Source organism: Paenibacillus sp. 1-8, from assembly GCF_056316205.1.
Window position 1 is genome coordinate 860001 of the sequence record NZ_CM149995.1, and the last position, 12635, is coordinate 872635.

Consider the following 12635-nt stretch of genomic DNA (forward strand, 5'->3'; position numbering starts at 1 on the left):
GAGCACACGGAGGATGCCTAGGCGCCAGGAGCCGACGAAGGACGTGGCGAACAACGATAAAGCCTCGGGGAGCTGTAAGCAAGCTTTGATCCGGGGATGTCCGAATGGGGAAACCCGGCTGTCTTCATCGACAGTCACTTTCTGCTGAATACATAGGCAGAACAGAGGCATACCAGGGGAACTGAAACATCTAAGTACCCTGAGGAAGAGAAAACAATAGTGATTCCGTCAGTAGCGGCGAGCGAACGCGGATTAGCCCAAACCAAGGAGCTTGCTCCTTGGGGTTGTGGGACGTCTCACATGGAGTTACAAAGGAATCGGTTAGATGAAGAGGTCTGGAAAGGCCCGCCAGAGAAGGTAAAAGCCCTGTAATTCAAAACCTGTTCCCTCCGAGACGGATCCCGAGTAGTGCGGGGCACGTGAAACCCCGTATGAATCCGGCAGGACCATCTGCCAAGGCTAAATACTCCCTGGCGACCGATAGTGAAGCAGTACCGTGAGGGAAAGGTGAAAAGCACCCCGGAAGGGGAGTGAAATAGATCCTGAAACCGTGTGCTTACAAGAAGTCAGAGCCCGATCTATGGGTGATGGCGTGCCTTTTGTAGAATGAACCGGCGAGTTACGTTCCCGTGCAAGGTTAAGGTGAAGAGCTGAAGCCGCAGCGAAAGCGAGTCTGAATAGGGCGACTTAGTACGTGGACGTAGACCCGAAACCGGGTGATCTACCCCTGTCCAGGGTGAAGGTGCGGTAACACGCACTGGAGGCCCGAACCCACGCATGTTGAAAAATGCGGGGATGAGGTGGGGGTAGCGGAGAAATTCCAATCGAACCCGGAGATAGCTGGTTCTCCCCGAAATAGCTTTAGGGCTAGCCTCGGAATAAGAGTCGTGGAGGTAGAGCACTGATTGGGTGCGGGGCCCGCAAGGGTTACCAAGCTCAGTCAAACTCCGAATGCCATAGACTTAGTTCCGGGAGTCAGACAGTGAGTGCTAAGATCCATTGTCGAAAGGGAAACAGCCCAGACCATCAGCTAAGGTCCCCAAGTGTGTGTTAAGTGGGAAAGGATGTGGAGTTGCACAGACAACCAGGATGTTGGCTTAGAAGCAGCCACCATTGAAAGAGTGCGTAATAGCTCACTGGTCGAGTGACTCTGCGCCGAAAATGTAACGGGGCTAAACACGCCACCGAAGCTATGGCTTGATATTTAGGTATCAGGGGTAGGGGAGCGTTGAATGCGGGTTGAAGGTGTACCGTAAGGAGCGCTGGACTGCATTCAAGTGAGAATGCCGGTATGAGTAACGAAAAGATCTGTGAGAATCAGATCCGCCGAAAGCCTAAGGGTTCCTGAGGAAGGTTCGTCCGCTCAGGGTAAGTCGGGACCTAAGGCGAGGCCGATAGGCGTAGTCGAAGGACAACAGGTCGAAATTCCTGTACCACCGTAATCCGTTATGAGCAATGGGGTGACGCAGTAGGGTAGTGACGCGGACTGATGGATGTCCGTCTAAGCAGTGAGGCTGATGTGTAGGCAAATCCGCACATCGTAAGGCTGGGCTGTGATGGGGAGCGAAAATTGTAGTAGCGAAGGTCATGATCTCAGACTGCCAAGAAAAGCCTCTAGCCAGGAGAAGGTGCCCGTACCGCAAACCGACACAGGTAGGCGAGAAGAGAATTCTAAGGCGCGCGGAAGAACTCTCGTTAAGGAACTCGGCAAAATGACCCCGTAACTTCGGGAGAAGGGGTGCCTCGGTAGGGTGAATAGCCCGAGGGGGCCGCAGTGAAAAGGCCCAAGCGACTGTTTAGCAAAAACACAGGTCTGTGCGAAGCCGCAAGGCGAAGTATACGGGCTGACGCCTGCCCGGTGCTGGAAGGTTAAGGGGAGTGGTAAGTCCTTCGGGGCGAAGCTATGAACCGAAGCCCCAGTAAACGGCGGCCGTAACTATAACGGTCCTAAGGTAGCGAAATTCCTTGTCAGGTAAATTCTGACCCGCACGAATGGCGTAACGACTTGGGCGCTGTCTCAACGAGAGATCCGGTGAAATTTTAATACCTGTGAAGATGCAGGTTACCCGCGACAAGACGGAAAGACCCCATGGAGCTTTACTGCAGCTTGATATTGAATTTGGGTACGATCTGTACAGGATAGGTGGGAGCCTAAGAGACTTGAGCGCCAGCTTGAGAGGAGGCATCCTTGGGATACCACCCTGATCGTATCTAGGTTCTAACTTGGTACCGTGATCCGGTACGAGGACAGTGTCAGGTGGGCAGTTTGACTGGGGCGGTCGCCTCCTAAAGAGTAACGGAGGCGCCCCAAGGTTCCCTCAGAATGGTTGGAAATCATTCGAAGAGTGCAAAGGCAGAAGGGAGCTTGACTGCGAGACCTACAAGTCGAGCAGGGACGAAAGTCGGGCTTAGTGATCCGGTGGTACCGCATGGAAGGGCCATCGCTCAACGGATAAAAGCTACCCTGGGGATAACAGGCTTATCTCCCCCAAGAGTCCACATCGACGGGGAGGTTTGGCACCTCGATGTCGGCTCATCGCATCCTGGGGCTGAAGTAGGTCCCAAGGGTTGGGCTGTTCGCCCATTAAAGCGGTACGCGAGCTGGGTTCAGAACGTCGTGAGACAGTTCGGTCCCTATCTGTCGTGGGCGTAGGAAATTTGAGAGGAGCTGTCCTTAGTACGAGAGGACCGGGATGGACGTACCGCTGGTGTACCAGTTGTTCCGCCAGGAGCACCGCTGGGTAGCTATGTACGGAAGGGATAAGCGCTGAAAGCATCTAAGCGTGAAGCCCCCCTCAAGATGAGATTTCCCAGTATGTAAGACCCCTTGAAGACGACGAGGTAGATAGGTTGGGGGTGGAAGTGCAGTAATGCATGGAGCTGACCAATACTAATCGGTCGAGGGCTTATCCTAAGAATAGGACGCAATGGAGTTTCGGATCCAGTTTTCAGGGTGTAACACCTTGAAGGTATGTAGAAGATACATACGACAAGCGCATGGCTATTCATTCACACAATAGGTGATGAACCGGATAACCATACGGTAGAATTTGCATAGCAAATTCATGTTTGGTGGCGATAGCGGAGGGGTTCCACACGTACCCATCCCGAACACGACCGTTAAGCCCTCCAGCGCCGATGGTACTTGGACCGCAGGGTCCTGGGAGAGTAGGACGTCGCCAAGCAAAAGCAAGAAGGACCATGATCTCCTTGAGATTGTGGTCCTTTTTTGCGTTGAAAAGGTAAGACATTATATATTTAACTTAAAGGAAAGGTACAAATTGAGACTAACTCATAACAATTGAAGCTATTTTGAAATAAATTAGTATCAGGTATTAGTATCAGGTGTTATAATGGAAACAAGGATTATAAAGGAGAGTGGTCAGATTGTTGAATTCTAAAGCAAAGCTTACGGCCCTGGGTACTTATGTACCTGAACGGATTTTGACGAATGCCGACTTGGAGAAGCTTGTGGATACTAGTGACGAGTGGATAGTACAACGAACGGGTATGCGTGAACGGCGAATTGCGGCTGAAGACCAATATGTATCTGATCTATGCATTCAAGCCGTTACACGTATGATTAAGCTCTATGACGTAAATATAAACGAAGTTGATATGATCATTGTAGCGACTAGTACGCCTGATTACTACTTTCCAAGTACAGCTTCACGAATTCAGGCCCATTTTAATATTTCGGATACGGGATCAATGGATGTAAGTGCAGCATGTGCAGGATTCACCTATGGACTTCACCTGGCTAACGGCCTTATTACGGGTGGTCTGCACCGTAAGGTTTTAGTGGTGGGAGCGGAAACGTTGTCCAAAATTACGGATTATACGGACCGGACGACTTGTGTACTTTTTGGAGACGGAGCAGGGGCTGCTCTTGTTGAATATGACGAGGATGAAGGATCATTTTTGACCGCAGATATCGGAACTTATGGGCAAGGGGGAGTTCATCTCTATCGGGCAGGTTTATCTGATTATTTAGATGGAGAAAAGCTGCAAGCTAATGGATTTCTTGTTCAAAATGGACGTGAGGTTTATAAATGGGCTGTTCGCTCTGTCCCAGCGGGAGTAGAACGGTTATTGGAGCAGGCTGGAATGAAGAATGAGGACCTTGACTGGTTTGTACCGCATAGCGCCAATCTGAGAATGATCGAATCCATATGTGAACGAGGGGCAATACCTTTGGAAAAGACGCTGACAAGTGTAGAGTTTTATGGCAATACATCGGCGGCATCTATTCCTTTAGCTTTACAGTGCGGTTTGGATGATGGGCGTTTACGGTATGGACAGCGGGTATTGTTATATGGGTTCGGAGGGGGCCTGACTTATGCAGGTCTGCTGTTAAAATGGAGCGTGCCTGATTTGTAAGCTGTCCGGATGGTATAATTAACAATATAAGAGAAAGGGGCGTAACATGAAGGTATTAGTATTAGCAGAAAAACCATCCGTAGCCAGAGAGATTGCACGTGTAATGGGAAGCCGCGAGAAGCATAAAAGCTATATAGAGGGGCCCAAGTATGTTGTGACGTGGGCGTTAGGACATTTGGTTGGACTGGCAGAGCCGGAGGATTATGATTCCAAGTATGCAACCTGGAATTTGGAGGACCTGCCGATCCTTCCGAAGAGTACCAAGCTGAAGGTGCTACGGGAAAGCAATCATCAGTTCAAGGCTGTGCAGCAGCTGATGAAACGACAGGACATTGGAGAGCTTATTGTGGCAACGGATGCTGCCCGTGAGGGGGAACTGTTGGCACGTTGGATTATACAAATGGCGAACTGGAAAAAGCCTTTTCGCCGTTTGTGGATTTCATCGCAGACGGACAAGGCGATCAAGGAAGGCTTCGCGAAGCTGTTGCCTGGGCAGCAGTTTGATCGTTTATACGAATCGGCTCGTTGTCGGGCTGAAGCAGACTGGATGATTGGTCTGAATGTGACCCGCGCATTGACGTGTCGCTATAACGCTCAGCTTTCGGCGGGAAGAGTACAGACACCGACGCTGGGAATGATTATGGAACGTGAGAAGGAGATTACTCAGTTTCGTTCTCAGGAATATGATACATTGACGGCAGACTTTGGTGATTTTCAGGCAACTTGGCGTGCGGAAAATGGCGACTCACGCATGTTTGACCGTACTCAAGCAGAGGCTTTGCGCCGCAAATTGGAAGGCGTCAAAGGCACGGTTTCCAGTGTCAAAAAAAGTGAAAAGAATGAGCCTCACCCGTTGGCTTATGATTTAACCGAGCTGCAAAGGGATGCCAACCAGCGCTACGGCTTTTCGGCCAAGCAGACGTCTAATGTACTTCAGCGTTTGTATGAGCAGCATAAGCTGGTCACGTATCCACGTACAGATAGCCGTTATCTGACATCCGATATGGTGGATACCCTTAAGGAACGGCTCAATAGTGTGGCTGTAGGCCCGTATGCTTCCTTGGCACGCCCGTTACTGCGCAAGAGCTTGCCGATCTCGAAGCGAATTGTGGATGACAGCAAAGTAACTGATCACCATGCGATCATCCCTACAGAGCAGACGTTGTTGCTTAATCAGCTAAGCCCGGAGGAACGTAAGCTGTATGATCTGATTGCGCGGCGATTTATCAGTCTTTTCTATCCACCTGCTTGTTATGATGCTGTAGCGGTTTCGGTAACAGTAGAGCAGGAAACGTTTCAAGTCAAAGGCACGACGATAAAAGATAGTGGCTGGCGTGCTGTATATGACGGAAATCTCTATGATACGGACGACGAAGCAGAGGAACGTGAGGACAACGGAAGTGGTGTTATTTTACCTGAACTGAAAAAAGGGGATTCTGTTCGGATAGAGCGTTGCCTTGTGCGTGCTGGACGAACGATGCCGCCGAAGCGGTATACGGAGGCGGCGCTACTTGCTCAGATGGAGAAGCATGGTCTGGGTACTCCTGCTACTCGCGCAGATCTGATTGAGAAGCTGGTTAGCTCGGATACAATTGAGCGTCAGGGAAATGTAATGCATCCAACGGGGAAAGGCAAGCAACTGATTGAGCTGGCAGCTCCACAGCTAAGAACACCGGAGCTGACGGCACGTTGGGAAGCGGAGCTGGAACGAATCGCCCGTGGTCAAGGGCAACCGGGACCGTTCTTGGACTCGATTCGTGCGATGGCGAAAGAGCTGGTTTCCACTGTGAAAAATAGCAGTGCCGAATACAAGCCCCATAACGTGACGAACAGCCATTGCCCGGATTGTGGTACAAAGCTTTTGGAGAAGAAAGGCAAACAGGGCAAGTTCCTTGTATGTCCAAGTGCGGATTGCGGCTATCGCCGTTCGGGAGAAAAACGTCTATCGAATCGTCGTTGTCCGCAGTGCCATAAAAAAATGGAAATGAAAGAGGGCAAGGCGGGTTTGTATGTCAGATGTCTGCCTTGTGGCATTACCGAAATACTGGATAAGGACAAGCAACGGGTAAACAAACGTGAACAGCAGAAGCTGGTAAGACATTATGAAAAGCAGGAATCTCTTGGCTCCAGTCTGGGTGATCTGCTGAAAGCAGCCTTGGAGCAAAAGCAGGGAAAATAACGGGCAGCTACAAGTAATCCAATATCAAGTCAACAGCAAGGGCGATAAGCATCAGCAAATCGGTATAAAATCTCTCGCTCCTTGGCATGGTAAGCCGAGGAGGTGAGTAGTTATGCCCAAGCATAAGTCGCTTAAAATCAATAATCAGCAAAATAAATCAAGTATTTTGGAGGAAGAAATCGCTCCACATCCAGAGAAGCAAGCGAAATATCCTCCAAGCCTAAATGGAATTCCTAAACAACAGTCCTGATACGAAGTGACAGGAGCACAGGATTGTAGCAAAATGGAATTAGTTATCCATTGAATGGTATGGATTTAACCATCTGAGGGCAAACTTAAACTTGAAGCTTATATTAAGGCTAAGACAATTGGCCTCCGTATGGAGTTGTAGGTTGTCATTGTCTTGCGAAAAAGGAGCAACAGTTACGGTATATCACCGTTACTGCTGCTCCTTTTTTTGTGATCTGGCTTTTATATCTTATGGTTTATTGAGAATGCTTATTTGGATTTTCACAAATCCTCATTTACTCATTTATTAGTATTCATTAAAGAAGGACTGAATTTCTTTAACATCATGCGTTTGAGTCAAAGCAAGCATGAGCAAGATCCGTGCTTTTTGCGGATTGAGCGAGTCAGTGGAAACAAAGTTGGACGCTGCGTCTTTCGTTGACGGAGAGACGATCCCGCTCCCTACACGGCTGGAACGTGCGATGATGACTCCTTTTTTACCTGCTGCCTCAGCACCTTCTGTAGAAGTCTTGGACAAGGAACCATTGCCGGAGCCTGCCACGACGATCCCTTTGGCGCCTGCTGCTACGGCTGCATCATACAGATAGCGCCCGTTATTTTGATATTCGTATAAAATATCTACCTGAGGCAGTTGGGTCAGAATGGAAATATCGAACATAGAAGCAGTTGTATGCTTGTGTGTAGATTTGTTGTAGTAGTACACTTGATCGCCCACAACAGCTCCCAGGTATCCCTGCTCCACAGACTTGAACGTATCGACTGTTGTCGTGTTCGTTTTGGTAATGTATCTCGCTGCACCGATACGGTCATTTAGCAGTACGAGTACGCCTTGACCTTTGGAGGCAGAAGCCCCGGCGACTTTGACAGCATTATAAAGGTTAAAAGGACCATCGGCGCTGATTGCTGTAGCTGGACGCATGGAGCCAACGACAACCACAGGCTTATCGCTATTGACGACCAGATTGAGGAAATAAGCGGTTTCTTCCAGCGTATCTGTACCATGAGTAATAACGATTCCGTCTACATCATCTCTGGCGAGCAGTTCATTCGTACGTTTGGCGAGTTTTAAAAGGATATCATTATTAATGTCAGGACTGCCCACGTTGACAACCTGTTCACCGCTGACGTTTGCAATACTTTTCATTTCAGGAACGGCGTTAATCAGAGTCTCGATACCCAACGCGCCTGCTTTGTAGTCGGTTGTATCGGTGTTGACGGCAGATGACCCTGCGATGGTTCCCCCAGTAGCAAGTATTTTAATGTTGGGTAGATGATTTGTTTGTGGTTTCTCAGATTTATCGATGATGGTAGTGGCAGATGGAGGTACAGTCGTGCTGGTGGTAGCTGCTGCCGCAGCGTTAGCAGTAAAACCACCACTCCATAAGGTACTTCCGAGAATAAAGCTGGCCAGCAGGGGAATCATTGTCTTTTTTTTCATGTTAGTCATATAAAGCTCCTCTCCAATGTGCAAACCATAGATATAAATGATAGATTAACTGGCAAAATTTTTGTTGAATTACATTAATATCCGAATTATAGAGGCTAAAATTGTTTTTAGTCAATACATATGTCACATAATATGACGTTATAACTTATTTTTTATAAATGTAATCGTTTATTGTTTGTATAAGGTGTGTAGTAAGAGGATAGCTATTACTTTTTATATGATTTTGTATAGAGGTAGGATGATAGGGGGAGTTAACTTTATGTAAGCTATACGATTACACAGGGTAAACCGAAATCAACAGGTCTTCCGGCCGTTCTACAATATAAAGTATTCAATGAATTAGATGCTATCACTCGTTCTGTACGTTTTGAAAATATAGGCAGTTCAAATGTAACGCTTCGACGGGCTTTAAGCTGTAATGTGGATTTCGTGACGGTGATTATGATATGTGCAATTGTCTGGTTCATGAGGTAGGGAGAGTCATTCCAGACGCCGGAAGCTGTACTGGTTCGTTCCTCGGAAGAATTGTGTGATATGTCGCGCACCTATCATCGCTTATATTGAACAAGACTGTCAAGGGAGGATTCCGTGATCAGGTTCGTTCGGTGCTGATTAAAAACTGGGAAGCCACGTATTCTGATTTTAATGCGGATCGGATTAAAGAAATTGCTTCGGCTGGTCAGGAGCTTGGGATTGAGCTATTTGTACTGGACGATGGGTGGTTGTCTGGGTAGACTGGGAGAAGAGATTACTGCGACAGGATGGAAGTGAACATCGAAATTACAACAAGCAGACACCTCAAAGGGAGCCTGCTTGTTGTTTTGCAGAAGCTAGAGAAGGCAATGTATCTGATTTTTGCGACATCTAAAAATGAACACACTGCAATTCAAGCTGACATTATAGGTGAATAACACGGTTTTACAGCTTATACAGCAGGGTACCTGCAATTAAGGATTGTTGGTATGCTGTTTGGTCGGCAAGCTGGCGCTGGGAGTTCCTTTTCCTTTTTTACGGTTGCGATCTGCCTTTTTCGCATTTTCCCGCAGCTTTTCCACGTATTCATGGGTGCTTTCCATCGTAGTCCCTCCTTTGAGAACGAAATAGATGCAGTCGGGGATATCCGTCATACAACGTTACTATATCCGCAAAAGCGGTATTCCAGTCAGGAGAAGGCATTGTTTCTGCAAAAGGGGTGGAGTTATAATGAAGGGGAGAGGGCTATAGCAGGACTAATGCCTGAACTCGGTGCGGTGTGCAAAAGGAGGAGAGACATTGCAGACAGGCTTGTTGGTATGGCTGCTGTTTATAAACGCAGTAGGCTATCTGGTAATGTCGGAAGACAAAAAGAGGGCGCGTAAGCACCGTGATCGTGTACCCGAACGGACGCTGTTTTTGCTGGCCTTGATCGGGGGAGCGTTGGGCGTGCTAATTGCGATGTACCGCAAACGCCACAAAACGCAGCATATGAGCTTCAGACTCGGTATTCCTGCGTTGCTGTTCGTTAATGCATTGCTATACGGATATTTTTTACGGTAAAGCCGTGGTTTAGGCTCTCATGGGGATGTTTAATGATGAGTAGGGCGGCTATGCCAGCGTTTGGCAATGTGAATGTACGAACGCCCAAAGGAATACATATTTCAGGCTTTGTTCTAACAAACTGAATAGGAAGAGGTGCATATGTATGTTATTTTCGAAAATATTGCTTGCTTATGACGGTTCCGAGGCATCCAATAAGGCTTTGTTGAAGGCGGCTGAATTAACCAAGGCTTCACCATCCTCAAAGCTTGAGGTCGTAACGGCGTTTGATTTTCCGCGTATTTTCATGGGTGAAGGTTTGGCCCCGCTTCCAGCTTCGGTGAATAAAGAATATTACGATTTGGCGGAGCAAACCACGGATGAGGTCAAAAAACGGCTTGCTGATCAGGGCATTGACGCCAAGGTGGAGCTGATTCAGGGTTCGCCGGCTGAAGTTATTTTGGATTATGCGAATGAAAATGGCTTCGATGTGATTGTGATCGGCAGCCGTGGTTTGGGTGGTATTCGTGAATTTGTGTTAGGCAGCGTCAGTCATAATGTGGTGCAGCATGCGCGCATTCCTGTGCTAGTCGTGAAGTAACAGAATAGAAGGAATAAAAGTCGGATTACTGCCTGTACAGGAAGTACCGGCTTTTATTTTTTTGTGGAGTATAGAGCCGGTCTATGATGGCAGTCTGGGCCCAAAGAGTCGGCTAAATGTATAGCTATTGTCCCGGCTTGCGGGTAGAAAAGGGTTTGTGTTTTGCTAAACACGAACATTCAATTGGATGATTTTGATAATGTTCGTTTTCAAGTTGACATAAGGTGTAGGGAATTGTTAAACTATGAAGTGTATTGTCGATAAAAAAAGAACTTTAGGTAAAATTTAATAAGGTACACATGTTTGAGCCGAAACAGACCACGATCATGTTTGTTAGAATATCGTTCGGGGTCGATTGGGCACAATGCTGACTCGTATAATGCCGGGGATATGGCCCGGAAGTTTCTACCTGGAAACCTTAAATTTCCGGACTACGGGAGACATACGGCTGAAGCCGCATTTGTTGCGGTGAAACAGGCTTGCTTGCTTTTGGCATGCCTTTGTGAGGCTTTGTCGTTTGTTTTTCGTAGTCCGGTGTCTTGAAAATAACGTTATTTTCGAGTGCCGGATTTTTGGCGCTTATTGATAAACAGGGAGTGAAGGACATGTCAGTGCAGGTCGCTGTCATTATGGGCAGCACATCGGACTGGGACACCATGCAACATGCATGTGCAGTGCTGGACGAGCTGGAAATCGGATATGAGAAAAAGGTAGTCTCAGCCCATCGAACGCCGGATCTGATGTTCCGTTTTGCAGAGGAAGCCGCTGGGCGCGGGCTAAAGGTTATTATTGCCGGAGCGGGTGGCGCGGCGCATTTGCCGGGAATGGTGGCAGCCAAGACGGCATTGCCAGTCATCGGTGTGCCTGTTCAGTCGAAGGCTCTGAACGGTCTGGACTCCCTGCTCTCCATTGTGCAGATGCCGGGTGGTATTCCGGTTGCCACTGTGGCAATCGGTAAGGCAGGCGCTACGAATGCAGGGCTGCTGGCCGCACAAATATTAGGCGCTTTTGACGAAAAGATAAGCCAGCGGGTCTTGGCAAGACGCGATCGTATCCGTGATGAGGTGCTGGAAGGCAGTGACTCGCTATGAGTGAGGCATGTGAACCCGCAGGCTGTGTCCGACCTCCCGGTACAACGATCGGACTTTTGGGGGGCGGACAGCTGGGAAGAATGCTGGTACTGGCCGGAGTAAAGATGGGATACCGTTTTGTGACGCTGGACCCGACACCGGATAGTCCGTGTGGGCAGGTGTCAGAGCAGATCTTCGCTGCCTATGATGATGAGCATGCGGCCAGAGAGTTGGCTGGGCGATGCGACGTGATTACGTATGAGTTTGAAAATGTGGATGCGGGTGTAGCCGCGCTTTTGGAACAGGAATCAAGTGTGCCGCAGGGTAGCAGTTTATTGTATACAACACAGCATCGATTACGGGAAAAGCGCTCCATTGAAGCCGCTGGCGTTCCTGTCGCTCCGTATCGTGAAATCAGTAGTCCTGCGGATATGGTTCAAGCGGTAGCCGAACTGGGCGTGCCATGTGTGCTCAAGACAGCAGTTGGTGGTTATGATGGCAAGGGACAAGCGGTTATTCGCCAACCCGAGGAAGCCGTAGCTGCCTACGAACAACTGGCTGGAAGCGGTGCAGAACTGGTGCTGGAAAAGTTCATTCGTTTTCGCTGCGAAATCTCGGTGATTGTTGCACGCAGCACGAACGGTGAAGCCAAAGCCTTTCCACCTGCGGAAAACATTCACGTGAACAACATTTTGCACACGTCGATTGTACCTGCGCGCGTGCCAGAACCTGTCCAGGAGGAAGCGCGCAAGTTGGCTTTGGCTGTGGCAGAGTCGTTGGGTGCAGTGGGACTGCTCGCTGTAGAGATGTTCGTTACCGAAGACGGACAATTGTACGTCAATGAGCTGGCACCGAGGCCGCATAACTCCGGTCATTACACGATGGAGGGATGCGCAACGTCGCAATTTGAGCAGCATATACGTGCCATTTGCGGCTTGCCGCTGGGAAGCACGAAGCTGCTGACTCCGGTCGTTATGGTCAATGTGCTAGGTGAGCATTTGGAGGACGTAGTTCAACGGTTCGTGCAGCCGGATGCCGAAGCTGAAAGATTGGATGTTGTGCCCAAGCTGCATTTGTATGGAAAAGGCGAAGCCAAGCTAGGCCGAAAGATGGGACATATGAATCTACTGTGCCAGGATGCGGAACAAGCGCTGGAATGGATTGAACAAACCAATATTTGGGGGAATAAATAGT

Annotated in this window: 10 protein-coding genes, 2 rRNA genes, 1 pseudogene and 1 riboswitch (1 of these 14 only partly in view); of the genes and pseudogenes, 11 read left to right on the forward strand and 2 right to left on the reverse strand. The window is 48.7% G+C overall.

Features of this window, described 5'->3' with window-relative positions:
* The 5 genes from AC0WRU_RS03980 to AC0WRU_RS04000 form a co-directional block, all read left to right on the forward strand.
* Positions 1-2914, forward strand: a 23S ribosomal RNA gene (locus AC0WRU_RS03980) (it extends 14 nt beyond the left edge of the window).
* 154 nt (positions 2915-3068) lie between these two features.
* Positions 3069-3185 (forward strand): 5S ribosomal RNA (gene rrf / locus AC0WRU_RS03985).
* A 202-nt stretch (positions 3186-3387) separates the two neighbouring features.
* Complete coding sequence (locus AC0WRU_RS03990) at positions 3388-4380, forward strand: beta-ketoacyl-ACP synthase 3 (protein WP_476127310.1); 993 nt, start codon at positions 3388-3390, stop codon at positions 4378-4380.
* Between the two features lie 46 nt (positions 4381-4426).
* A complete protein-coding gene (locus tag AC0WRU_RS03995; protein ID WP_476127311.1) occupies positions 4427-6559 on the forward strand; it encodes a DNA topoisomerase III in 2133 nt (710 codons plus the stop codon).
* A 112-nt stretch (positions 6560-6671) separates the two neighbouring features.
* Positions 6672-6809, forward strand: coding sequence for a hypothetical protein (locus AC0WRU_RS04000; RefSeq protein ID WP_023987042.1), 138 nt, complete (start codon positions 6672-6674; stop codon positions 6807-6809).
* A gap of 285 nt (positions 6810-7094) precedes the next feature.
* Here AC0WRU_RS04000 and AC0WRU_RS04005 read toward each other — a convergent pair whose 3' ends face one another.
* Positions 7095-8255 (reverse strand): type II asparaginase, encoded by a 1161-nt coding sequence (locus AC0WRU_RS04005; protein WP_476127312.1) that lies wholly within the window; start codon positions 8253-8255, stop codon positions 7095-7097.
* 348 nt (positions 8256-8603) lie between these two features.
* Between AC0WRU_RS04005 and AC0WRU_RS04010 the strand changes: the two genes are divergently transcribed.
* Positions 8604-8729 (forward strand): hypothetical protein, encoded by a 126-nt coding sequence (locus AC0WRU_RS04010; RefSeq protein ID WP_476128561.1) that lies wholly within the window; start codon positions 8604-8606, stop codon positions 8727-8729.
* Positions 8730-8977, forward strand: a pseudogene (locus AC0WRU_RS04015) (alpha-galactosidase); the annotation flags it as partial.
* Positions 8978-9202: 225 nt separating this feature from the next.
* Here AC0WRU_RS04015 and AC0WRU_RS04020 read toward each other — a convergent pair.
* Positions 9203-9331 (reverse strand): DUF4023 family protein, encoded by a 129-nt coding sequence (locus AC0WRU_RS04020; RefSeq protein ID WP_476127313.1) that lies wholly within the window; start codon positions 9329-9331, stop codon positions 9203-9205.
* A gap of 196 nt (positions 9332-9527) precedes the next feature.
* Here AC0WRU_RS04020 and AC0WRU_RS04025 point away from each other — a divergent pair, with 196 nt between their 5' ends.
* The 4 genes from AC0WRU_RS04025 (at position 9528) to purK (ending at position 12634) form a co-directional block, all read left to right on the forward strand.
* Positions 9528-9791, forward strand: coding sequence for a DUF1294 domain-containing protein (locus AC0WRU_RS04025; protein ID WP_025683566.1), 264 nt, complete (start codon positions 9528-9530; stop codon positions 9789-9791).
* 145 nt (positions 9792-9936) lie between these two features.
* The gene (locus AC0WRU_RS04030) at positions 9937-10371 is read left to right on the forward strand and encodes a universal stress protein (RefSeq protein ID WP_025683565.1); all 435 of its coding nucleotides are present in this window, start codon (positions 9937-9939) and stop codon (positions 10369-10371) included.
* 352 nt (positions 10372-10723) lie between these two features.
* A riboswitch (purine riboswitch) is annotated at positions 10724-10825 on the forward strand.
* 151 nt (positions 10826-10976) lie between these two features.
* Positions 10977-11462 carry a 5-(carboxyamino)imidazole ribonucleotide mutase gene (gene purE / locus AC0WRU_RS04035; RefSeq protein ID WP_013308792.1) on the forward strand — a complete coding sequence of 162 codons (486 nt, stop codon included), beginning with the start codon at positions 10977-10979 and terminating at the stop codon, positions 11460-11462.
* Positions 11459-12634 carry a 5-(carboxyamino)imidazole ribonucleotide synthase gene (gene purK, locus AC0WRU_RS04040; protein WP_476127314.1) on the forward strand — a complete coding sequence of 392 codons (1176 nt, stop codon included), beginning with the start codon at positions 11459-11461 and terminating at the stop codon, positions 12632-12634. The genes purE and purK overlap by 4 nt, the downstream gene beginning before the upstream one ends.
* Position 12635: the final 1 nt, after the last annotated feature.